Consider the following 25593-nt stretch of genomic DNA (forward strand, 5'->3'; position numbering starts at 1 on the left):
GTTTTTATTAAGAATCAAACGATCAATCAACAAAAGGATGGCTAATTCTTGATTTTACGAGATTAGGCTATTTCCTTTTGTTCCACCACACTAGAAACCCAGTAATCGGTAAGCTGGCGCAGATTAAGCTAACCAGAAAAGCCAATACTTTGCCCGGGAATCCCCATATCACACCAATGTGTATGTCGTAATTCATCATCTGTAGACGATCGGCAAACTTAGCTTCACTGAATTTACTACCCTCCATTTCCAATGGTTGTAAGGTATAGCGATCATAGAAAAACTCACTTTGATTATAAAATGAACCAACATCGTGATATACTAAAATTTCATAAGAGTCATCTTCATCTGTTAGATAAGGTGTCATATACATACCTCCGACCTGATCGACTTGTTTTAGGGTTGCGTACCAAGCACTATCGAGCGGAGTGATGGAAGCGGTCCAATCTCTATCTTTATTAGATAGGTCGGAATGCGGATGATGATGTTCAGACTTGTGTTCCCCACCAGAAGCGACATAATATAATGCCTTATCAAACCAGGTAAAGCTCCAGACGAGACCCGTAACAGCCAATGCCAACGCTAACAGTAAGCTATAAAAGCCCAGCACATTATGCAAATCATAGTTTATGCGCTTAAAGCGGCCATTCCATTTGATGCTAAAGCTTTTCTTTCTATTGGATTTATTCCAACGCTTCGGCCACCACATGACCAAACCGGTAATCAGCAATAACACAAAAACCAAAGTAGCTACACCTACAATAGGACGACCAATTTCGTAAGGAAGCCACAAGGCACGGTGCCCGTCGATAATGAAACGAAAGAAGTCAAACTCTCCACTTCCTCTAGTCTGCTGCTTCTTTAGAAACTCTCCGGTATACGGATTCATAAAAACGACGGAAAAAGTTCGCTTACCATTTTCCTGTCCAAAATATCCCGCTGCGGCGGCTCCCTGCTCGTCGGCATAAGTTAGTCCGCTTGCCACCTGACCAGGCATATATTTCGCGGCTGTATCCAGCAGTCTACTCGGTGGCACGAAACCATCAGCTTGCACCTCTACAAAACGCCACGGCTCTAAAGCATCCTTTATCTCGGATTGAAAAGCATAAAAACATCCGGTGATACTAACTATAAATACAACAATACCAGATGCCAGTCCCAACCATAAATGCAGCCAGTCGTTGATTTTACGAGCAAATCCCTTGCCTTTATTTGTTTTTTTATCTCTCATATTCATAAAAAATCCGATGCTCTTGGTAAAGCATCGGAATCTTTTTTGCAATCTACAATTATTGGATTTGTCCCAAACCGCCCACGAAAGACGCATCTACCTGCGCACCTTTACGTGCCGTAGCACGAGTCAAATCAATCTCATAAACATTAAGTACCTCGTTCACCGTAGCTGCTGCATAAGCCTTACCGTTGCGGTGAAATGCTGCAAAGCTACGACCGCCATTACCTGAGAAGGTCGGCGAGCCTGCTACCGCTGTAATGGTTTGTGCTTTCAAATCTACAATCGCAAATTTTAAATTTTTATCGTCCCATTGTGCCGCTTGTTCACCCGTACTTACTGTCGCAAAAAGCTTGTTGTTACCAATGTAGATCGCGTGAACGATACGACCGCCATTATCCACCTTCATGGTCTCAAATAAGTAGTTCGTATCAAAAGTAGCCGTACCAGATGCAATTTTCAATACCGCAGGCGCCTTCGAACGTTGATTATAGCCATACCCACTGTGGGAGATGGTGTACACATCACCTGATTCGGTTGCAAAGATACCTGACCGAGTACCGAATGCTCCAGCCGGACCAGTACGCTCATCGGTGATCACATTTTGTAAGACAAACTCCGGATAGCTGTATACGGCAACATAGGTTTTATCCGTTTTTCTGGTATTCCATCCTTCTGAGTCAAACGGCAAGATCGTTTGGAAAGCCTGATTGCCACTAATCGCAAGTCCTGTATGCAACATCCACTCGTTTTCAATAGGGAATTTCGTATTATTTACCGTAACCTTTTTTGTAGACGTAATCATATTGGAAGCGACATCCACCGTTGCGAAAGACATTTCTGTACCTTCTGTTGGTTTAGCGGGTAATGTAACGGCAATCATAGTCGTTCCTTTTCCATCCGGATCCATCGTGTCTACGGGTCTCGCAGATAAGTTCAATCCTGTCTTAACTTGGAAGGCATTGGCTTGGACGTAGTAGGTGTTTACGTCAGTAAGCCCCAAACCGCCTACCGCTTGGAAATAATTTCCGATGTTAGCATAATCGCGATATCCATCTTGTAAGCTACCGTTCTTAAGAAGAGAAATCGTTCCATTCATTAAATCGTTGGTATAGGTCACATAATTCGTAGTGCCTTCAGGTGTCGTTACACCTAATCCTAAGGTATACACATTGCCATCTAACGGAACGGTATTTAAATTATTATTGTCTTTGCTACAAGACGCTAGTCCTAGCGCTACGGCAAGGCATACACTGCTTTGTATGAATTGAGATACTTTTGTCGTATTCATGATTGCTTTATTTACTTGTTAAGTGATGTTATTGTGTGATAAAATATCTTAGTTTTAAAAAGAAAGAGCGCCCTGGCTTTTGTAATAAATAATTATCAAAAAGGTCGCTATTAAAGAGATTGCGACACTCGGCAGCGACGATGTATTTGCCGTTACCAAATGCCATATCCGCGATAAAATCGTGCGATACCTGACGTGGAATAATGTCTGTATTGTTTAGTCCTAGCTGACTTGGCGTCAGGAAATATCGTTCTACGAAATTGACGTTGTAATTGAGGTTAAGTACGTCGCGGTCATTACCTAATGGTTCGAAACGAGCACCTAAATTCGCATTTCCGAAGAAATAAGGCATATTAGGAATGCGGTAACCAAAGTTTAGATTGGGAGTTCGGGTCACTCCGGTAAGGTTTTCGGTAATCAAAAACTCTGTGCGATCGATAATGTGTTGATAGGTAGCATTTACATTCGCAAAAAACCGGTTATTCCAGCTATATCGAATCTCCGCCTCTCCTCCTGTAGTGCGTACATCGCCCACATTGATAAATTGGCGATCTACAGGTTGCGATTGTTGCTGATCTTGGCGAATATAATCTTTGGCATTACGAAAGATAAAATTACCCTCTAAATTCAAGCGATGCATGCCTTCATTTAATACCGTGTACAAAACCCCCAAATTTAGGTTATCGCTACGCTCAGGCCTGAGGTTTGTGTTTCTTCGTACAAATAAGCCATCGCCGAGCAATTCAATCGCCTCGGGCAAGCGGTAAGTACGCTCATAAGATGCTTTGGTTTGTAAATCTGCTCGGATGAAATAAGAAGTTGCTGCACCGAAGCCACCATTTGTACTCTGTAATGTGGTTGGCTGATAGTCTGGAACGGTATTCCTAGATACATCTTCAAACGATTTAGCGTTAAGCAAGAACATTTTCCCAAATACAGTTGCGGTAAATCGCTCGTAAGTCGTCTGCCAAGCTAGCCCTACATTCTGCTTACGCAAACCTTGAGGCATCAAAAATGTTGGGTTATCTGGGTTTTCTATATCGCTGGATTGTCTACGAAAATCGGTAAGCAAATAATTCAGTGACAGCGCCTGATGTTGGCCAAGCTTATAAGAAAGATTAGCTGTTGATAATAATTCATTATCACGGTTTTTCAGCTGGCTTCGCAGCACTTCTGCAGCTGTAGTTGGAACAGTTTCTTGCAACCAATTGAACCGCAAACGTGTGGTATCGATAAAATTATTTGTCGTGAGATTGTAGGCACTATATAACGTAAAATCCAAATTTTCTATAAATAGATCACTTTTCTTATACTTTAATGTAGGAATAACGGAACTGCTGTGAGCTGTTCGACCACCAAAAACTTGTTGCATGGTCACGCCCGTCTGTATATCCCGATCATTGCCAGATACGATAGCACCAAACAAGAGATGATCTGCGTAAGATCGACCCGTCAGTCCGACATCTACCTGTGCGCCAATCGAATTATAGCTATCATGGAAACGCTTTACCTCCTGTTCTTCGAGTAATTGACCAGAATTCAGATCTACAGGACGGACACGTACGCGATAATTATTATCTGAATAATTGTAAAAAGCATTTGCACGGATGGTAAATCCGGTATTAGCGTTGGTATAAGCACCGTTAACCCCTGCTTTGTGCGTATTAAAAGAACCTAATCCATACGACACATCCAAATAGTTCGCATTCTTCCGAGTCACGATATTAACAGCTCCTCCTAAAGCATCTGCTCCAAGGCTCACTGGCAATACGCCTTTGTAAATCTCAATTCGCTCCGCCATGGTAGTCGGAAGATTATTCAGCGTGAGGGACGAACCAAAATTATCCATCGGCAGACCATCGATAAAGAACTTAACTTGTCTGCCGGTAAAGCCGTTGAGCGAGAAATTAAATGTTGAACCTAGTCCGCCATCCTCCCGTACCCGCACCCCGGTAGTACGATTCAGCGCCTGGTTAATATCCAAAGAGGAATTGTATAGCTGCTTAGCATCAATCACATTGATATTATAAGCCTGTTCCTTTACTTTTCTGATCGCCGCATTTCCGTCCACCTGTACTTCCTCCACATTTTTGCGCTTCAATGTATCGGTCGGAATTGTGTCACGTACATTTTGTGCCTGTACATGAGTTACCGATATCAACATAAATGCAGCAAGCGTGCACCAGCCAAAAAGAGTACTAGCTTTGCGACGAATCGGAATTGTTATATCACCCACTATTTAGAATTAGAATAAATTACGTGCAATGATACGACGAAATTGTGAAAATTCAAATAGTATTGATGCCTAAATTCAGAAACTTCAAACCTAGTGGATTGGTGTTAAAAACAAAACACAATCGCTTGATAAACAAATAAATAAAAAATATAAAAAATAATAATCCCTAACGCGAGTATCACTAGAGTCGATGGAGAATCGCTAGCCTTATAATTATCCCCTATCTGCCAATACGAAATGTCGGATATTTTTTCGGTTATGGGTATAGCTAACGTGGATCAGACCATCGGCGGTTTGTATAATAGTCGGGTAGCTAAATTCTCCCTTATCCTCATCTTCAAAGGTAAAGACATCCTCCCAGGTATAGCCGTCTTTTGAACAGGCCAATCGCAGCTTCGTACGTCCTTCCCACCAATCTTTTCCTGGAATATCTGGATTGTAAACGATAAAAAGCAAATCATTGATACGAATAACATCCGTACCGGAGTTAGGATTGACCAAGCTGGTCTGTTGCATGTTGGACCAAGTGCGTCCTTGATCCTCTGACGTCGCTGTTGTCACCACACCTTCCTTACTGCGGCAAAAAACTTGCAATCTTCCATTTGCGTATTCAATTACGCTGGGTTGAATAGTATTCAATTCTGACTGATGATCGACAGGAAAAGCTTGCCATGTTTTTTGCCGATCTTTACTGATTTCTACATGCGATAGCCAGCGCTCTTCGCTCAATTCCACGCTCGATGGAGACACGATAGTGCCATCGCTCAATTCTAATGGTCGATTTTTTATCGGGCCTAAAATATTTTCTGGAAGTCTCCGAGGCTCTCCCCATGTTTTTCCACCATCCAGTGATGTTTTGACCATACCCCACCACTCACGAGGATTAGGACCAACTTTATAATATAAGAAGATCTCTGTTTCATCTTTTGCACGAAAGAGCACTGGGTTCCAGCAAGGGTATTGCACCGTATCGTTCATTCTACCATCAGCCCAAATCTGCGGATCTTCCCATCGTCCATTGGCCTGGCGTGAACCATAGATCACCACATCTTTATTGCCTTCGTGGCTTCCACCAAACCAGCTGGATAACAATGTGCCATCCTTTGTTTCTTCGAGTGTAGATGCATGGCACTGGGCAAAGAACTTATCTTCCTGAAAAACAAATTCATCGCTAACCTTCATCATCAAGGCAGAATGTCCAGGCTCGGAGGATTGTGCAAATGAACAAGCGATGATGTTTAAAAAAACAATCAGTGTTAAAATCGGAAATCTCATAGGTTTTGTTTTTTGAAGGTAATGATTTTTACGATGGCCTGAAAAGTTCAGCCAAGAAAATAGTGCCGACTAGCGATCAATATCAGTAATAAGGGTAATAAGTTCCGCAATATGTATACATTTTTGAAGAAAAAAGCGGAGATCTTTGTATTAGTTCATATCAACCAAAAAACATTGGAGATGAAAAATATAAAAAAATCCCTGACGGTAGTATCCTTAACGTTGTTGACAACGGTATCGGCCTATGCTCAGAAAAACAATAAGCCTTTACTCATTGCAGAGCAGGGCAGCTTTTCTGTAGGTGGTACCTTATATACACAGCCGGGCAGCTTTGACATAAACGAAGCATTGAAAGCGGATGGACAGACATTTCATGGAGACCATGCTTACATCTTTTATCAAATTCCAGCAAAAGCACGTACCTATCCCTTGGTTTTTCTGCACGGTGCAGGGCAGTCGAAAAAGACTTGGGAGTCGACTCCAGATGGCAGAGAAGGTTTTCAGAATATATTTCTACGAAAAAAATATCCCGTGTACTTAATCGACCAACCTAGGCGTGGAGCTGCTGGAAGAAGTATGGAAGAAGCAACGATCAAGCCGACTGCAGACGAACAGTTTTGGTTTACACAATTTCGACTTGGTCAATACCCGAATTATTTTGACCAGGTGCAGTTTCCAAAAGATGACGCTTCGCTGGAACAGTTTTTTCGGCAAATGACTCCTAATATCGGCGCTTTTGATGCTAATATAGTGGCAGATGCTGTTTCGAATCTATTCGAAAAGATTGGCGAAGGCATACTGGTCACGCATTCGCAAGGAGGCGGCCCTGGATGGCTAGCGGCTATAAATAACGCGAATATCAAAGGGGTGGTTGCCTACGAGCCTTACAGCGGCTTTGTATTTCCAGCAGGAGAACTGCCAGAACCTATTCATTCTTCCGGACTTTTTGGCGAGTTGAGGGGTGTAGAAATAGCATTAGCAGATTTTAAAAAACTAACTCAAATCCCTATTGTGGTTTACTATGGGGATAATATAGCCCTAGAACCTACTGAAATATGGAACAAAGACCACTGGCGTTCCGGACTAGAAATGGCTAAAATATGGGCGGCAACGATTAACAAACATGGTGGAGATGCTACCGTTGTACATCTACCAGAGATAGGCATTACGGGGAACACACACTTTCCGTTCTCTGACCTTAACAATTTACAAGTCGCAAAAGAGCTATCTCAATGGTTAAAGCAAAAGGGACTGGATCAGACGAAGGCGGGCAAAAGCGCTCAACTCAACAGAAAAAAATAAAAAAACATAACAAATGGAAAAGATGAAGATGATTATAGTAGCGCTATTTTTAGCAACAGGATTGAACGCATCTGCTCAAGATAAACAGAAAAATCCATTCGGCCTGGTATATGGCGATGCCATCCGGGAAAATATAAAAGGTCAGGTCAACATTATTCCGGTAACGTATAAACTGGATGGTATCGAGATTGCGGCCAATGTGTATACACCCGCAAATTATGACCCTTCCAAATTATACCCTACCGTGGTAGTGGCTCATCCCAATGGCGGCGTCAAAGAACAAACTGCTGGTTTGTATGCACAACGATTAGCAGAGCATGGATACCTCACTATTGCCGCCGATGCAGCCTATCAGGGAGCAAGTGGTGGAGAACCTCGGCATACCGACAAGCCTGCGCACCGTATAGATGATATTTATGGTATGGCAGATTACATTACGCAGTACGCAGGAGCTGATGCGAATAATTTGGGCGTGCTAGGTATTTGCGGTGGTGGTGGTTATACGCTAAAGGCAGCGCAATCCGACAAACGCTTCAAGGCAGTTGCTACCTTAAGTATGTTTAACTCTGGTGAAGTACGGCGCAATGGCTTTAAAAACGCGCAATTAAATACCATTCAACAACGCCTTAAAGATGCCTCTGATGCCCGGGCGGAGGAAGCCTCTGGAAGCGAAATAAGTTACGCTGGCGTAGCTAGCGTAACCGATGAAGAAATAGCCAAAACTCCCGCTGGTCTTTATCAGGATGGATTTCAATATTATTATCGCACGCATGCACACCCTAACTCTACCTTCCTGTATACCAAAAGTAGCCTGATGGATTTGATGGCTTGGGATGCGAAGTCTAATTTAGACCTGATCGAACAGCCTCTCTTAATGATTACAGGGAGTGAAGCGGACACAAAATACATGACCGATGAGGCTTTTCCATTGGTGACAAATTCAAAATACAAAGAACACTACTTAATAGAAGGCGCTTCTCATATTGAAACCTATTGGGTACCCGAATATGTAGATCAGGCAGTGGCTAAGTTGACGGAGTTCTACGAAAGTTACCTAAAATAGGGTCCGTAGAGTATTAAGGTTATAAACACAAAAACAAATCACATGAAAATAGGATCTTTAAGCTTTTTACTGCTCATGTTGGGAATGAAGTCTCTTCTTGCGCAGCAAGAGGGTTCACACCAGGAAATTATACAGCTCTCCAAAGATAAATGGCAATGGATGGCAGAGAAAAACATCGTTTTATTGGATAGCCTCTTTGATGAAAAATCAATGTTTGTACATATGGGAGGCTCCTGGGGTAAGCAGCAAGAGCTGCAAGTCATAGAATCGGGAGGGATATGGTATAAAAAAGCAGATATTCATTCCGTATCGGTCAACGTAATTGGCAATACTGCCATCTTATTAAACCGCATTGATCTATTAGCGGTAGTCGGCGGAAATGAAGTGAGCAACCCATTTATGGTAACCGAGGTATACATTCGGCAAAAAAACGCTTGGAAATTAGGTTCCCTATCCTTTACTAAATTAGTGGTTAACGCGAATTAATTACCCTCATCATAATGTATAGTATTAAAAAAATTACTTTATCCCTGACACTATTAGTTGGTTTTTACAGCCTTTTGCAGGCACAATCCTTACCCAAGGAACCATCAACGTTAAGCCAAAAAGAACAGCGCATGATTGCTATTGCATCCTATGCTGCACAGGGTGAACTAAACAAACTTGCTAGCGCTATTGAAAAAGGATTAGACGACGGATGGAGTATCAGTCAAATCCAGGAAGCCATCGTGCACTTGTACGCCTATGCAGGATTTCCAAGAAGCATTCGCGCATTGCAGACATTTATGAGCGTGTTGGAAGAACGTAAAGCGAAAGGAATATACGACGTACAGGGTGCAGATGCCACTCCAATCAACGATCAAAATAGTAAATATAATCGTGGAAAAGCTATTTTACAAGAGTTAACGGGTGTAGCAGAAAGCGATACGAAGAGTGGTTATGCTGCTTTCGCACCCATCATAGAAGTATTCTTAAAAGAGCATCTGTTCGCAGATATTTTTGAGCGCGATATACTGAATTATGCCGAAAGAGAATTGGTCACCGTATCCGTTCTAAGTAGTATCGGTGGTGTCGAACCCATGCTTACTTCACACCTCAAAATATGTCTTAATATCGGATTCACTCCCGATCAGCTGATGGAGTTTTCAGACATCATAAAAGCTACAGCAGGCAAAAAGAAAGCGGCCGTCACTCGAGCTGTATTACATGATTTATTAAAAAAATAACTCCACCAGCGTGTTCTGATCATTAAATAATACAAAGATGAGCCATATAAATTTTATAAAAGGAACGGCAACTTTAAGCCTATTTTGCGGAGCATTTTGCCTGCTATCCTGCAACAACTCACACGATAAAAAAAACAGCGACGACATGCAAAGCAAGGTCAGTAATCCATTTGCCAAAGGTGAAAAAGTCACTAATGACAATTTTACCGGAACAGTTTGGTTGAATTACCTGGCCGAAACAGATACCGTGCACCATGTAAATATTGGATCGGTTACGTTTGAGCCCGGCGCAAGAACCAATTGGCATTACCATAAGGGCGGGCAAATACTTCTAGTAACCGAGGGTAGAGGACTCTATCAGGAAAAAGGAAGTGCAGTGGAAATTATCGAGAAAGGCCAGGTGATGAAATGCCCACCCAATGTGGCACACTGGCACGGCGCTACGCCTACCGAAGCCATGACCCACATCGCCATTGGCACCAATACCAATGTAGGCGGCGCCGTCTGGTTGGAGCCTGTGACGGATCAAGAGTATAATGACCAAGATACTCCCTAAAGTCTAATTTATTCCGTAAAATTTAGTGTCCTACCTTACCGGCATAATCATTCGGGTACGGTAGGACACTTTATGGTTAAGTCACCCCCCTCATCCGAAAATTGCACCGCTACCCATCACCTACGAATAATGTGTATCGTCCATTAATAGCTGGAAAATAGGTTTTTTAATTTGATAAAACGTTTTAGTAATAATATTTTAAAAGCTTCTTAACATTTGCGCAACAGGAGAAAGCGAAGTTTGCAACAAATATCAAAAGCTAAAAAAATGTATTCAAAACCATCCAGATTACTCTGGTTGTTAATTTCACTCAGCGCTACTTCCCTACCTACAGAAGCTCGTACGCTAGCGAACAGCAACCTATTTCACCGCGTGGACAATCAGCAGCAACTTCGGGGGAAGGTTGTCGACTCTCAAGGCAACCCTATCGCTGGCGCAACCGTAGTCAACAACCGAACAGAAGAACAAATCCAGACCAGCAACGACGGTAGTTTTACACTCGCCGGGCGAATCGGTGATAGCCTTTCTGTACGTTTTATTGGATACAACACGACGGAACAACGAATAGCCGCTGCTGACAATATCGTATTCTCGATGGAGCCTCAATCGCAGGCAATTGAGGAAGTGATGGTTTCCATTGGATATCAGCGCGTGCGCAAATCTGATCTAACAGGTGCTATTGCCAGTGTGAAAGCCGAAGAGATGAACTTAACAGCTCCAAAACTATCTCAGGCCTTAGTCGGTAAAATTGCGGGCGTGCAGATTATGCAAACTTCAGGTGCTCCTTACGATGGGACCAAAATCCGCGTGCGTGGTATTGGATCGGTAAATGCCGGTTCGGATCCATTGTACGTGATTGACGGCTATCCGGCCGGAAATAATCTAAACATCAACCCAAACGATATTGAAACAATCGACGTACTGAAAGATGCTGCATCTGCGGCGATCTATGGCTCTAGAGCCGCAGGCGGAGTCGTTCTAATTACAACCAAACGTGGTAAAGAAGGTAAAAGTACGGTAGATTACGAAGTATTGGGAGGATTTGGTCAGCTCTCGAAAAAAGTTGACCTATTGAATGCGGAGCAATTTATTGATCTCCTAATCGATGGGCGCAACAATGCTTATAAGGATTTGGTGGTGAATCGGGGGATGACTTGGACAGATGCCATGCGAATGGATCCAAATGCAACCCGTGTGGGTCGCGTGGGGAATGCAGGTTCGGTATCCATCCCGGAAGAATATTATGACTTCGCGACGGGTACAGCGAAGAAATCACCCTATGATACAGACTGGCAAGATGCCTTGTATAGAAATGCGCCATTTCAACGCCATAACCTTTCTGCCTATGGCGGAAATGACAAAACACGTTATATGATGAGCGGGTCTTATCAAGATCAGCAAGGTATTATGTTAGGCACGGATCAGCAGACGTTCAATTTCCGCACGAACGTAGATGCTAAGGTGAGCGATCGGCTAACAGTAGGTGCCAATGTATCATTCACGTATAACGATAATAACGAGGTAACAACGGGCCGTTACGATCAGAGTCCATCGATGGCAGCATTAATTTACCTGCCCACCTTGCCTGTATACAACGAAGACGGCTCGTACGCTCAGTACTTGATGGGCAATCTGTCGGCCAATAATTTTGGCATTCAAAACCCGGAAAATCCTTTGGCCTACGTGACGCAAATAAAAAATAATCGCCGCGGTAAACGTGGGCTATACAATGCATTTGCTGACTTCGAGATCATTACCGGATTAAACCTGAAAGTAAATGGAGGAATTTCAACCTATGATGAGAAGTTCGATTACTACAAACCGACCAGTCTCTCGGATGGTAACAATCCACCATTCTCCAACCAAGCTAAAACAGCAGCTTTCGCTGATGCACGCACGCTGGGTGAGATCGACAAATTAGTAGAGACGACTTTAAATTACAACAAGACTTTCAACGAGAAACATCAATTGAATGCCTTATTAGGGTATTCTGCACAACGTACTGACATAGATTTCATCTCCCTGCGGGCAAATGGATTTCAAAACGATAAGATTGGGGAGATTACGGACAAGGGTGCCGATCCATCAAACTTCCAGTTGCGCGATGCATACAAAAGGGTGACGACCTTACAATCTTATTTTAGTCGGGTGATGTATAATTACGACGCTAAATATATGTTGGCGGCCTCTTTCCGTACGGATGGTTCTTCGCGCTTTGGCCCGAATACCAAATGGGGAACATTCCCTTCGATTTCGGCCGGGTGGACATTGTCTAATGAGGACTTTTACGATGCCTGGTTAGGTCAAGGATCTTCTGTAAAACTAAGAGGAAGCTGGGGACTGAGTGGAAACAATAACATCGGAGACTACCGTGCTATCACCACCTACAATGCGCCAAGCGGTGTAATTATCGGTGGCAATGTAGCTACAGGTTACTTCCCTGGCGATTTGAAAGATCCTAATTTAGGCTGGGAAACTACCTCGCAATATAACGCCGGGGTAGATTTTGGCTTATTCAATGGCCGTGTGAATTTGATGACCAACTTCTACTTAAGCCGATCATTCAACCTATTATTCAACCAACCGATCACTGCAATCACCGGTGCTACCTCTATCTTAACGAACCTGCCCAACAGTAAAGTACAAAACAAAGGTTTTGACGTACAGTTAGATGCCACGTTGATCCGCAGGGGCGACTTTGAATTAGGCTTTAGCGGAAATATCAACGTGAACCGCAACAAAGTGCTTGACTTAGGCGGTGCATCCACGATTATGACTAATGGAGCAGAACGCTCATACATTACGCATATTACACAGGAAGGTAGTCCGATCGGTATGTTCTACGGCTTTCAGGTATTAGGTATCGCTACAGAAGAGAATTACCGTGACCTGGCGCAATCTGCGGGATCTACCAACCCGTTGCAGCCGGGCGATCTATACTTCGAAGATGTGGATGGGAATGGCGTGGTGAATGATTTAGACAAGCGCATCATCGGAAACCCACATCCGAACTTCACCTACGGTTTTGCGTTTAATGCCAGCTACAAACGCTTTGATATCCGCGCTTCATTCAACGGTTCACAAGGTAATCAGGTATTGGATGGGTATGATTATTACCTATACAATATGGAGGGATCCGGAAATCAATACGCCGACGTAGCACAGCGCTGGAGATCGACACAAAATCCAGGCAACGGCTCGGTGTACCGCGCATCTCGTGCTGGCACGCAAAGTAACAGCACACGCCTATCTTCATTCTACCTGCAAGATGGTTCGTTCCTACGCATGACCAACATCTTATTGGGTTACACCATTCCGCAAACCTTGGCCAGTAGGCTCAAGATTGCTGGAGTACGGGTCTATGCCAGCGTCGAAAATCCTTTCACCATTACCAAATACAAAGGATACAATCCAGAGCCGGATTACAACCAACGTGGCAACCTTACTCCCGGTGTAGATTATGGTTTGTACCCCTTAGTGAGAGGGTACAATTTAGGTTTGAAAGTTACATTCTAAAGATTATTCAGCTAATCGTTACGGTATAGTAGCGGTTAGCTCCAACACATATTGACATGAAAAAAAGATATATATTACCTCTCCTGCTGTTAAGCTTAGGGTCTTGTAAACAAGATTTCCTGAATCAAAGAGATCCAAATGCCGTGACTGTAGGAGACTATTTTGAAACGGAGAATGATGTGCAGTTGGCTGTGAATGGGATTTACCAAGCATTACGCTCTGGCAGCAATTTAGGCGAAGGCAGCGGGCTTTACAGCGAAGAACGTTCGGACAATACCGGCCGTGATGATAACCAGTCCAATGCTGGTGAACCATTCCAGTTTAATGATTTCTCTATCCTGCCAAGTAACTCTTACCTCAAAACGCATTGGGCAAACATGTATGACGGCATTGCTCGTTGCAACACATTATTATCGCGCATTGATCAGGTTAACTTCGCTAACGAAGAGATGAAAAAGCGCTATATGGCCGAAACCAAATTTGTGCGTGGCTTGCTCTATTTTCACCTAGTACGCAAGTTTGGCGATTTGCCTCTTTCTACGGTAGAGATCACGAGCAAAGAGCAGGCCAGCGCCCTGGCTTTTAGACAAGCAGAAACCGTTATATACACACAAATCGTAGCAGATCTTACAGACGCATTAGACAGTAACCTTCCTAACACGCAATGGGAATATGCCGTAGGCAGAACTTCGAAGGCAGCTATTAATGCTACCTTAGGACAGGTATACCTCACTATGGGCGCCACCATGACCGAAAACAGGCCTGCCAATTTAGAAAAAGCAGAGCAACATCTGACGGCAGCATATGGTATGCGTACCTTTGGCAGACTGAATGAGATCCCGTACGAACAAGTGTTTAGCGTGGAAAATAAGATGACCTGTAAGGAGTTGGTCTTCCAGATCCAGTACTTGCAGGGCGATCAGATCTACAGTTCTTCTATTGCGCGGAACAATCAAGCGCGCGGTGAAACGATCAACTCCCAATTCCCATCTACCGGGCTAGGCGGAAATGTGAAAATGGACTTGGTAAAAGATTATGAAATCAACGATGCGCGTAAAGATTTTTCCATAAAATTCGCTACTAGTCCGCAGGTGAATGACTGGTTTATCACGAAATATCGTGACAATAGCGATGCAGCTGGTACACAAGGCTGGGGCGGAAATGATTTTATCTTGATCCGTTATGCTGATGTTATGCTATTATTAGCCGAGACTAAAATGCATTTAGGAAAAGAAGCGGAAGCCATAGCCTTGCTAGATGAGGTGCGCGAAAGAGCGGGTTTGCCTGCTTACGCTACTTCCAGAGCTGATGCCAACTACAACACTAAATATCCGACTCTCAAAGATGCTATCTTACATGAGCGGCGCGTGGAATTGGCTTTTGAAAATCACCGTTGGTTTGACTTGATTCGTAATTACAATGCGCAGGAGTTGGTCAATTACTTCAAAAGTAAAAGCCAAGCGGATTATGGTAATGCCCAGATATCCAATATCACCACAAAAGATCGGTACTACCCTATTCCATTTGACGAATATCAGTTGGATCCTACTAGAATGTATCAGAATCCTGGATATTAGTTTTTCTCAAAAGGCCTTCGGTCGATTAGTTAAAACTCCGAACTTCCCTTGGTTTGACAAACCAAGGGAAGTTTTTTATTGCTTGCCAGCCACTGCTTGATTGCACTATAAAAATTTGGATGAACACACTGACATCCGGATCGTTGCCTCCATTATTTATCCTATGTAAATTATTATCCACTATATTATATCCAATTTTGTGACAAATTACAGTATTATTTACCCACGTTCGTCATGAAACAGATTATCCCCATCCGCACGCTCCTTCGTTTGGCCTTTATTTGGGCAGTAGTAGGCCTTCTGTTTCTGTTTGGTGATAACGTTCTTGGAACCGGTATGTCATACGGCACTGCCGGAGTTTCGTTTACCATTCTGTTGATCACGATAATCATTGCTTCTTTTGGCGTAGTCAAAGAGGCGGATCAACTGGCTCATTTATTGGGCGAGCCTTATGGCACACTCATCCTAACTTTGTCTATCGTATCCATTGAAGTGGTGTTGATCGCTGCTGTGCTTTTAGGTCCGGCAGAGTCGCCAGATATCGGAAAAGATGCGATCTTTTCTGTGATGATGATTATTATGAATCTGGTTATTGGTCTGTGTATACTGCTGGGCAGTATCCGACACAAAGAACAGGAGTACAATGCGCAAGGCACACTCACGTACTTTGCCATGATTGTGATACTGGGCGGAATTGCTTTAATACTTCCCAATTATATCGTGGGTAAGGGCTTGGGCGAATTTACTACCACACAATCCATTTTCATCTCCGTACTAGTCCTTATGATCTATGGGATGTTTTTGAAGTACCAAACGACCGATTATCGGCATTTATACATACAGCCAAAATTAGGATCTATGCGTATCCCGTACCCGCGAACGCAGAAAATTTCGCCAGAAAAAGTAGCATTCCATAAAGACGCTGATAAGACGAACTCCTCGAAGAAAGAAGTCGTGCTACGGTCGATGCTATTAGTACTCATGATCTTGCCGATTGTACTATTATCACACGATATGGCCGTAGTGGTAGACTTTGGTATTCAGGCAGCGAAACTGCCATTATCATTGGGTGGCGTGCTGATCGCTATCATCGTATTCACACCCGAATCTATGACAGCGATTAAAGCTGCAAGAAACAACGAGTTTCAACGCGCCATTAACTTATGTCACGGGGCTTTTGTATCTACTGTCGGGCTAACGGTGCCAGCGGTACTAATTATTGGGTTATTTACGACTAAGGTCGTACGGTTTGGCTTAACTTCTACGGAAATCGTGCTCTTTATCTTAACCCTTTTACTGAGTTTGGTATCCTTTCAAGGCAAACGCACCACCCCCATCTTGGGAATTATCCATTTGGCCTTATTTGCGGTGTTTATCTTATTACTTTTTAATCCATAAATAGATGAGCTTTCATCTACTTATGGACTTTTCTTCACCCCGTAGTAAATTAGTACACCGAAGATTTAATCCTCTTCACCATTACTTAGAAAGAGTTCATTATCCTCTTTAGACACGATTTCCAGAAAGCGATCGTAATGCTTTAATACATCGCTGATGAGTTCATTTTTGGTAAAATACTTCACATCGTAACCATCTCGACCATCTCCAAAATAGGTTTTAGGATAATAGGTCTTGGCATTTTCTACGTCCGGCAGGTTGCTTTCCTGCATAAAATATTCCGCTACTAACTTCCGGTGGCATTTTACGCCATATACGAAATCATCCACCGCATCGTGTGCAATAGTAATCTCGACCTTAGGCGGGTTATCATATTGGCGAATAGTTGCCACTATTCCATTGGCCTCAAACTCGGCCTTTAATTCGCCGAAAGCGGGCTCTACATGCGTATCTAGATACTCCTTAATGGCCGATTGGCTGTTGAAATTGACCATCTTTTTCAGCCGATCTTTCCAAAACTCTCCCGACCAAGGTATGGTGCTTACGGAGAATTTACTATCATAATAGTTTTGGTCGATTACCAACGCTTTCATCAGCGAAACGGTAAATAACACCATGATGATCGAGAATGGTAAGGCGGTAATCAACGTCATGATTTGTAAAGACTGTAACCCCCCAGCATTCAATAACATCAACGCTAATAGTGCTAATAAGACGCCCCAAAATATGGTCTGCCATTTTGGAGAGTATTTTGCATTTTTTGTGGAGATGGTATTCATCACCAAAATACCGGAGTCGGCAGAAGTCACAAAGAAGATAATAACTATAATAATGGCTAACGCACTTGATAATTCAGAGAGCGGCAGGTAATTCAGAAATTCAAACATCATGGAGTCGGGATCGGATACTAAGGCACCCAAGGCGCCATCGGCAATGTGCACATCCGTCCAGATCGCACTATTTCCAAATACCGTCATCCAGATAAATATGAAAAAAGTAGGCAATAAGAGTACGGCTGCTATAAATTCTCGGATCGTACGCCCACGGGATATCTTAGCAATAAATAAACCCACAAAAGGAGCCCAGGAAATCCACCATGCCCAATACAGAATCGTCCAATTATAGAACCAAGGGAGCGTTTGCTCATCGTAGATATGCGTGTCAAACGTTAACGCGAAAAAATTGTTCACGTAATTACCGATACCATCTGTAAAAGCGCCAATAAGATAATTGGTAGGGCCAAATGACAGCACAAAAACCATCAGTATGATCGCGGCGATGATATTGATATTACTGAGTAGTTTAATGCCTTTATCTACTCCAGATATGGCAGAGATAATCGACAAGGAGACCATAAGAGAGACCAGCAACGCCTGGTAGAAGAAGCTCGTTTCGGGAAGTATGCCCAGCTTTTCCAAACCAGAGTTAATCTGAACCACTCCAAATCCCAACGTTGTCGTGATACCAAAAAAGGTACTGCACAAGGCAAATACATCGATCATGGTACCCCATTTCCCTGTCATCTTATCTTTTAACAACGGATATAGACAACTTCTTAGCGATAACGGCAACTTATAACGAAACGCAAAGTAGGCCAGGGCTAAACCGACCAATCCATAGATCGCCCAAGCATGTATCCCATAGTGGAAAAAAGTATATAACTGTGCATTCTTGGCTCGTATCTGATAGTCGGATTCCGAAAACGCATCGCTGGTATAATGCGTCATCGGTTCTGCCACACTAAAATACATCAATCCAATCCCCATTCCTGCTGCAAAAAGCATAGCGACCCAGGAGAAGAAAGAATGCTCTGGTTGACTATCGTTAGGACCAAGCTTGATATTGCCGTATTTGCTTAAAGTTAAAAAACCGAGAAATAACACAAAAATGGTGATGGCCCATACGTACACCCAATTCAGATTGATAAAAACAAATTCCTTAATCGTCGTTAATGCCGCTTCTGTAGCCTCGGGAAGGAATGCCGAAAACAGGCATACACCTAAAATAAAAATCAGACTTGGAATGGTAACGCCAAGATCCATGGAGGTTCTCAGGCCGCTCTTTAATTTTTTCATAAAATGCTCTAATGGGTAAGAAACCTTAAAAACCGCCTTTTGTTTACCTACTTTTCAAGATTATTAAGTTTAAGAGTGTTCAGGTTAATTGAATTTACCCTCTTTTAGTTTTCGGAACGAGAAATAAGTTGATTAAATTTATTCACTTAACATAGAAAATAACCAAAAACTTACCATCATGTCATTTCAAGCTTACATAGATAATATCCAAAAAAAGACGGGTAAATCACCAGAAGATTTTAAAAAATTAGCCGAGGAAAAAGGTTTTCTAGCACAAGGGGTTTTAATTGTTAAGGCAACAGAGGTTACCAATTGGTTGAAAGAAGAATTTGAGTTGGGCCACGGTCATGCCATGGCGATCTACGCTTCTTTAAAAGGAAAAACGAGTTGATCATTACACTCGCTTTCTGACCTTTCGTTTCGTGCGCTTATTCCACCAGACCAGATAACCTGTAACGGGAAGACTAGCACAACCTAATGCAATAATAAAAACTACTATTTTGGTGGATAGACCTCCTATAGTTCCTGTGTGCAGGTCAAAATTCAAAGCCGATAATAAATCGCCTGCTGCGAGATCCTCATGCGATCGTAGCTCGCTCAAAGTCAGATCGGCTGTATGTACGTAATACCAACGAAATAATCCACTTCGACTTTCTTCCAGCCGGACCTGTATATCTACGATTGGGGCATCGGGTGCACGCAAACGGACAGACATCATTCCGGCCTGTGGATGTTGTTGCAGTGCATAAGCCAGCAGATTGTCTATAGGTGCATCGTAAATTTTAGCTATTTTGTTCGTAGCGCTTCGCGGAACTACTACTTCTGTATCAACGAAAGAAAAGCGGTTGAAAAAAGCACTATAGGGCTCCTTACACGCCGGAAAACTAAATAATAATCCGGTAATACAGAGAATCAGTGCGACAGGAAAGGTATAGAAACCCCATACATTGTGCAGGTCATAATTCAGTCGCTTCCATTTCGCTTTGCGATCCAACCATATGCTACGCCTAAGTGTTTTACCACGCCATTTTTTGGGCCACCACAGTATCATGCCTGTCACCAAGAGCACGGCAAAAAGCAAGGTGCTGTAGGCAACAATTCCGTGTCCATACGTTTTCCCGAGCAAAAGATTCATGTGAAGCTGCAGTATCAACTGGAAGAACTCATTTTTAGAATCTTCTACTGCCACACACTCGCCTGTGTAAGGGTTTAGAAACACCCGTTTATAATAACGGAAATAATTCCAATGGCCGAAACCTGCTGGATTTATTTCAGAACCGCGAAAGACCCAACTCCGTCCCGGGTCTGGATACAGGTCTACCCGTGATATTTCTTCTCCAGCTGGCAGCGCCTCTTGCGCCCTACCGATCAGTTCGGTCAAGGGAAGCGGCTTGGGGTCGATCATGGGCACAATGAAATACTTATCTGGGTATGCCCAAAGCTTCAATTCATCGTGAAAGGTATAGATCGCACCACTTAAACTCACTAGAAAAACGACCAAACCGGTAAATAAGCCCAGCCATTTATGCAACCATAATATGCCTTTTTTTAACATGCTTAAAATCGGCACTGTAGATTTAGCGAAGCCAAAGCTCCTTTGCCCCGTACGTAATTGGCCGCATTAGCGCCGTATTGGCTATATACCGGAAAATAGGTTTTATTCAACAAATTGGCTACCCCTAAACCCAAGATCCAACTTTTGTCTAAACGGTAAGAAGCATTGAAGTTAAGCAGATCTACTGACTTTACAGCACCTTCATTCGCACGAAATACGCCGCTGGCATTGGGATCAAAGCGGTTACGGGATCCGGTATGTACCCACGATAGTTGAAAGGAAAGCTCACTATTAGGGTTAAAGTCGAGATATCCGGTAGCTTTGGGAGGCATAATGCGACTTCCATTGAGGAATGACTCTGTACCATCTGCTGCCTCTATTTTACCTTCTACAAACGAATAAGTTCCACCGAGGTTCCACTCTGGGGCTATACGGATATCTAAAGCGGCTTCAAACCCGTGAATGCGTTCGGGCGCCCTTTGCGGCACGAAAAAGCCTGCCTCATTGGCTACCACACTCACACCCAGTTTGGATGTGCTGATAAAGTAAGCCGCCGAAAAATGGATCCTATTCCACTGGCTTGAAAATCCGGCCTCGTAGTTATTGGTCACAATCGGATCGGTCTGGATACGTGTTAAATCACTTTCTGTCGCGTTGCGCACAATGCGGCCAAGCTCATTAATGGTGAAACCTTGGGAGAAACTAATAAATGGATTAAACAAAGCATATTTACTGTAACGTAGTCCGGCATTAAACGTAGCACCATTATAAGGAATTCTGCCCCCTTCTACCGCCACACTTCCTTCACCGCCAGGGCCGGAAGCCAACGTATTAAAATCATTGATTTGTACATTAGCTTTTTCATAGCGTACACCACCTTTGAAAATCAATTGCTCTATCAGGTTCACGGTTAATTGGGCGAATGGCGCATAATTCAGCATATTCATTCGAGGCACAAACACGCGGCCATCGGTCAGATCCTGATAGGTCACATCATGCAGCACATCAAAACCATAGGTGATCTCCGAGGGCATAGCTCCTAATTGAAACGGCGTATTTAAATCTATCCGTAGCCCTTGTTTACTGGAATTTATTTGCGTTTGTCCGGGGCCAAACCAAGAAGGTGTTTGCTCCACATAACGATTCATGGAGCGAAAGCTATTCACAAAAGCTGCAGCATTTAGAGAAGTATGCCCGAAGATACGTTCATTTCGGTAGGTCAGCATCGCATTGTGGTTAAAACGCGTACCTGTATGTGCTCCAGGATCCACTCCCGGCACACCGATAGTAGGGTCTTGTCCATACGTTCCGATTTGACTGATGTAGCGGGCATCTTGTAAACTATTAAAGAAATTGTAGACCAACGAGAGATCAGACACTTCGTTAATGTCATACCCCACTTTCATGAACGCGTTATATTGTCTGTTGTTAGACAAACCATCTGTCTGTCCTAAGGGTACACCATCTCCGTCACGTTGTAATCCGGTATAATCCATCACACCACTAACCGCATAATTCCATTTATTACTTCGCCCGTATAGACTTTGTGCGAAGCGATAGCCTCCCGTTTCATCTGCTTTCGCAGGTGCTAATGTTCCCCGCAAGGTAGTAGTACCGCCTATTCGCGGCGCGTTAAGATCATTCTTCTTCGTGATGTAGTTAATGATACCACCTGCCGAGCCATTCCCATAAATAGAGGTTGCTCCTTTTATCACTTCCACTCGCTCCAGAACGGCCGGATCGATGGATCGCATATCGCGCGCGCCATTCATCAAAGGAGTAGATTGCGGAATACCATCAATAAGAATCAATACCGCACGTCCGCGTAAGGTTTGCCCGGCATTGCTGCCTTTTGCTGTAGAAGTTCCTAAACCGGGAATAGTATTACCAAGCACACTGGCAATATTGGTACTGATTTGGCTTTGCATTTCAATATCTCGTTGACTTAAAATAGAAATAGATGAAGGCACATTGGCGATGCTTTCTGGCTTCCGACCAGCAGTAACCACTACCTGCTCCATGCGCTGTCCGGTTCCTAAAGTAAAATGAATAGGAGCATCTACGGTGTCCAACAGGACGACACGCACCTGGTCAGAATAGCCAGTTTTGCTAATTCTAATTTGAAACTGCGCCCGGTTTGGCCGATCGAATGATAATACACCCATTGCATCCGTCTTGCCCTGAACACGAGCATCTACCCACACGTGTACATCTTCGATTGGATTCGCTGCAGCATCTTTGACAGCAACCTGCAGCGCTTGTGCCGATAATTCATTCCATACAAAACACAGTGCCAGCGCCACGATGCACCGCCAATAGGGATAGGTAGACTTCATTTTTATTTAGACTTGTTTTAAATAGTTGCCAAACTTAACAAAACATTTTTAATCGACCTACCGGAAATCGATTAAAATGTGAAAATTTGGTTCAACCATAGATAGATCGACTGTATCAATCGTTCAGCATGGAGATCCTATTAAAACATATTTGCTAAAAAGATTTATCTCCAGGAAAGCAGGAGGTTATATAATTGCAGAGACATGGAAACATTGCTCGTAATCGTCTCCATATTTTTTTCGAAGTCGTTGCTTCGCTTTCCGAATAGATTCTTGACCGATACCCAAAAGGTTTGCCATCTCGTGATTGGTGACGCCAATCTTTTGCAGAAGTACAATACGTAACTGCGATTCCGTGATACCCGTTAACTGCCCTACCACATAGTCATAAAATGGCCGATATTCCGCGATGAAAATTCGTTTAAAGCGGTACCAGTTATCTTCAGTCATTAAATGTTCGGATAGTAAATCCTGTAGTTTTTGCCGTTTTTCTACGTCATCACCAGACGTAGTGCTTTCTAGCTTGGTCAGCTCCTCCTTTAGATGATCAATCGCATGGTTACGCTCTTCAATAAAGTTGAGGTAAGATTGTATCGTAAGTTGTGCCTGTTCATACCGATTGTCCGATTTAAACTTTGCCAATTCTATAGTGGTGATTTTATATTCAAATTCCGATTGTTGTAACCTCAATGATTTCAATTTTGAAACGCGTAGAGAAATAACTAGTATGATCAACAAAGTACAAATAAACAGTAAAGCAATGCCGGTTAGATTTGATTTTTGCAGCTTATTTTCTTGTATTATTCTACTCCAATCGGACTCTTCTCGTAATAGTTTCAATTTTACATTCATCACCGCATCTTCACCATCGGTATACTTTACCTGCTCCTCTACCTCACGCAGATTATGATGTAGCGCAAGTTGCGCTTCCTGATTGCCCGCGTGCTGCTGGATCAACAAATTCAGCTGTATAATCTCCCGCTGAAATCCTAATAAATTTTCTTTGGTAGCTGCGTAGGCTTCTGCCTTTTGTAGCGCCGCACTTGCCTCTTCCCATCGCTGCATTTCGATATAAAGCTTACCAAGCCTGATGCGAGCAAACATGGCATTGCGCGCATCGCCATAACGTTTCGACAAGTTGATATCTTCTAGCAAGAAATCTTCCGCGTTCACACTATTCCCGGAATTCATTTCTAACAAAGCCAATTCCCCGAGTGCTTTCGCATAACGAATTGGGTTGCGATGCTCTGCACCAGATTTAGCGGATAAAAAATAGGTTTTCGCTTTCTCAGAATCCCCTACGATTTGATAGTGATACCCCAATGCATATTGTAACAGTGCGGTATCGTTTTGTCCAATAGTCTGCGAAAGTAAGGCGTCTTCAAGATTATTAATTGCTAGCTGATGATCACCGATGTTGCCAAAAAAATAAGCGTTTTTTAGAAGGCAATCTACCGGGTCTATCTTCGGTTCAAAATTTGGAACTGCCAAGTATTTGGAAACCTCGACAAAGTAGGGCAAGGCTTTTTCTAATTGTGTAAGGTGATAGTAATAATATCCAATCTGCGATTTGACCCAAACAGACAAACTCGGATCTCCGATTTGAGTAGAGAGAGAATCTGCTTCCTTTAAAAGCCACTCTGTTTCCGTCTTGGTCTGTGTCTGGGTAGCAGCCTCTTGCTGCGTGCGCTGTATCTTTTGAATGACCGACAGTATGCGTTTTTCTTTCACATTTAAGCCTTCTAACGAATCGGCAATCCATCTAGAATTTATGTTATTAGGATTATTTCTACCCTCTAAAAGAATATGATTTACCTTACGGGTAAAATCATTACCAACTGGATCAGTACAGGCAAAGCAAAACAGGGAGAATAATAAAAATAGAATAAAGATTAGGACTCGCATTCTAAAAGGCTTGACCTAACGAAGATAAGGAAATATTTTACGTCGGTCAGCATTTCTGCTGATTTACCTTTTGTTGTGCGAGGCTATTCTACAGATCGGCTTCTCAAAAAGTCTTGCACATGACGCATGGCTTCTTGCTTAGAACTAGCTGTTGGCAATAATTTATATGATTTTACACCCGACTGCGTCAGCCAATCTGACCAAAATAATTGTAAAATTTCCCAATCGGAGGGATGATATTTGGCCCTCCCACTCGAATCGATTGATCGGTCATACATCTCCATAACCAATACATTTAAGTTTTTGAGCAATGGGTTTTCGACAGGAATGATACCATAACCCTCTTGCCCGAAAAAGGCTTTCATATCATTTGATCCAGATTTTTTGAAAGCTATTCTAAAATCATCCACTCTTTTTGAATCCAAGAAATAGCACCTGTTGCCTTCGCAGTTTTCTTTACCATAAAGTCCAGCTTCTATATAGCCGTCCGTTAATAGCACCAGCACATTGCAGGCAAAGGATCTATTTAGACCTTTTCCATTTTTATGCATAACAGAATCAATGTCATTATCCAACAAATTACTTTTAATCCCGTTATTAAAATAAGACCAAATATCTGCTTTCATATTCTGCTTCATAACAGCATCATTCAGTTTAGCATATGATTGTTTAAATTTTTGCTTGTCTTGATCCAGATTTTCGGTCCCTTGATTAGTAAGGTATTGGATTCTCTCTGCCTGATTTTTTTCAAAACGCGCCAGATTGAATTCCATGTCTGCCAGAACATAATTACTGCCCATTTTCTGATTAATAAAATCAACACGTAAAATATCTTTTTGCCCGGTTTTACGTAGGTTGTCCTTTTTCCTACCCAAGTCATAAGTAACAATTCCTGGATAGAAGGCATCAATAAAGCCATCCACAATAACTAAATCAGATATCGCTCTGGGATATAACATCGTATCAATGCGATTGGATAAATCCGGAGCAATGGTAATATTGTAATGGATATCTTCAAATATCATTGGCTTCTCAGAATCTTCGTCACACC

At 42.8% G+C, this 25593-nt stretch carries 18 protein-coding genes; 9 read left to right on the forward strand and 9 right to left on the reverse strand.

Annotated features, from left to right (window positions below; genetic code table 11):
• Positions 1 to 67: 67 nt before the first annotated feature.
• The 4 genes from M8998_RS06635 to M8998_RS06650 form a co-directional block, all read right to left on the reverse strand.
• A complete protein-coding gene (locus M8998_RS06635) occupies positions 68 to 1231 on the reverse strand; it encodes a PepSY-associated TM helix domain-containing protein (RefSeq protein ID WP_249991582.1) in 1164 nt (387 codons plus the stop codon).
• A 58-nt stretch (positions 1232 to 1289) separates the two neighbouring features.
• Entirely contained in the window at positions 1290 to 2522 is a 1233-nt protein-coding gene (locus M8998_RS06640) for a DUF4374 domain-containing protein (protein WP_249991584.1), read from the reverse strand.
• Positions 2523 to 2550: 28 nt separating this feature from the next.
• Positions 2551 to 4758, reverse strand: a complete 2208-nt coding sequence (locus M8998_RS06645; RefSeq protein ID WP_249991586.1) for a TonB-dependent receptor plug domain-containing protein — start codon at positions 4756 to 4758, stop codon at positions 2551 to 2553.
• Between the two features lie 213 nt (positions 4759 to 4971).
• Positions 4972 to 6033 carry a sialidase family protein gene (locus M8998_RS06650; protein ID WP_249991589.1) on the reverse strand — a complete coding sequence of 354 codons (1062 nt, stop codon included), beginning with the start codon at positions 6031 to 6033 and terminating at the stop codon, positions 4972 to 4974.
• 180 nt (positions 6034 to 6213) lie between these two features.
• On the opposite strand from M8998_RS06650, the gene M8998_RS06655 reads away from it, so the two are divergent.
• From M8998_RS06655 to M8998_RS06690, 8 genes are all read left to right on the forward strand, one after another.
• Positions 6214 to 7335, forward strand: a complete 1122-nt coding sequence (locus tag M8998_RS06655; protein WP_249991591.1) for an alpha/beta hydrolase — start codon at positions 6214 to 6216, stop codon at positions 7333 to 7335.
• A gap of 13 nt (positions 7336 to 7348) precedes the next feature.
• Positions 7349 to 8398, forward strand: a complete 1050-nt coding sequence (locus M8998_RS06660; protein WP_249991593.1) for an alpha/beta hydrolase — start codon at positions 7349 to 7351, stop codon at positions 8396 to 8398.
• A 42-nt stretch (positions 8399 to 8440) separates the two neighbouring features.
• On the forward strand, positions 8441 to 8884 hold the full coding sequence (locus M8998_RS06665) for a nuclear transport factor 2 family protein (protein WP_249991595.1): 444 nt from the start codon (positions 8441 to 8443) through the stop codon (positions 8882 to 8884).
• A gap of 14 nt (positions 8885 to 8898) precedes the next feature.
• Complete coding sequence (locus M8998_RS06670; protein WP_249991597.1) at positions 8899 to 9624, forward strand: carboxymuconolactone decarboxylase family protein; 726 nt, start codon at positions 8899 to 8901, stop codon at positions 9622 to 9624.
• A 37-nt stretch (positions 9625 to 9661) separates the two neighbouring features.
• The gene (locus tag M8998_RS06675) at positions 9662 to 10180 is read left to right on the forward strand and encodes a (R)-mandelonitrile lyase (protein WP_249991599.1); all 519 of its coding nucleotides are present in this window, start codon (positions 9662 to 9664) and stop codon (positions 10178 to 10180) included.
• A gap of 267 nt (positions 10181 to 10447) precedes the next feature.
• Positions 10448 to 13696 (forward strand): SusC/RagA family TonB-linked outer membrane protein, encoded by a 3249-nt coding sequence (locus M8998_RS06680; protein ID WP_249991601.1) that lies wholly within the window; start codon positions 10448 to 10450, stop codon positions 13694 to 13696.
• 56 nt (positions 13697 to 13752) lie between these two features.
• Positions 13753 to 15273, forward strand: coding sequence for a RagB/SusD family nutrient uptake outer membrane protein (locus M8998_RS06685; protein WP_249991609.1), 1521 nt, complete (start codon positions 13753 to 13755; stop codon positions 15271 to 15273).
• A 234-nt stretch (positions 15274 to 15507) separates the two neighbouring features.
• On the forward strand, positions 15508 to 16671 hold the full coding sequence (locus M8998_RS06690; RefSeq protein ID WP_249991611.1) for a calcium:cation antiporter: 1164 nt from the start codon (positions 15508 to 15510) through the stop codon (positions 16669 to 16671).
• A gap of 65 nt (positions 16672 to 16736) precedes the next feature.
• Here M8998_RS06690 and M8998_RS06695 read toward each other — a convergent pair whose 3' ends face one another.
• The gene (locus M8998_RS06695) at positions 16737 to 18746 is read right to left on the reverse strand and encodes a BCCT family transporter (protein WP_249991613.1); all 2010 of its coding nucleotides are present in this window, start codon (positions 18744 to 18746) and stop codon (positions 16737 to 16739) included.
• A gap of 178 nt (positions 18747 to 18924) precedes the next feature.
• Between M8998_RS06695 and M8998_RS06700 the strand changes: the two genes are divergently transcribed.
• Complete coding sequence (locus M8998_RS06700) at positions 18925 to 19137, forward strand: DUF4287 domain-containing protein (protein WP_249991615.1); 213 nt, start codon at positions 18925 to 18927, stop codon at positions 19135 to 19137.
• Between the two features lie 3 nt (positions 19138 to 19140).
• On the opposite strand, the gene M8998_RS06705 is transcribed toward M8998_RS06700, so the two are convergent.
• The 4 genes from M8998_RS06705 to M8998_RS06720 all read right to left on the reverse strand — a co-directional run bounded on the left by M8998_RS06705 (position 19141) and on the right by M8998_RS06720 (position 25567).
• Positions 19141 to 20301 carry a PepSY-associated TM helix domain-containing protein gene (locus tag M8998_RS06705; protein WP_249991617.1) on the reverse strand — a complete coding sequence of 387 codons (1161 nt, stop codon included), beginning with the start codon at positions 20299 to 20301 and terminating at the stop codon, positions 19141 to 19143.
• A 2-nt stretch (positions 20302 to 20303) separates the two neighbouring features.
• Positions 20304 to 22637: a TonB-dependent receptor gene (locus M8998_RS06710; protein ID WP_249991619.1), complete on the reverse strand. Its 2334-nt coding sequence runs from the start codon at positions 22635 to 22637 to the stop codon at positions 20304 to 20306.
• A gap of 186 nt (positions 22638 to 22823) precedes the next feature.
• Positions 22824 to 24542, reverse strand: coding sequence for a tetratricopeptide repeat protein (locus M8998_RS06715; protein ID WP_249991621.1), 1719 nt, complete (start codon positions 24540 to 24542; stop codon positions 22824 to 22826).
• An 83-nt stretch (positions 24543 to 24625) separates the two neighbouring features.
• The gene (locus M8998_RS06720) at positions 24626 to 25567 is read right to left on the reverse strand and encodes a hypothetical protein (protein WP_249991623.1); all 942 of its coding nucleotides are present in this window, start codon (positions 25565 to 25567) and stop codon (positions 24626 to 24628) included.
• Positions 25568 to 25593: the final 26 nt, after the last annotated feature.

Origin of the sequence: Sphingobacterium sp. lm-10, assembly GCF_023554555.1 — a bacterium.
Lineage (GTDB): Bacteria > Bacteroidota > Bacteroidia > Sphingobacteriales > Sphingobacteriaceae > Sphingobacterium.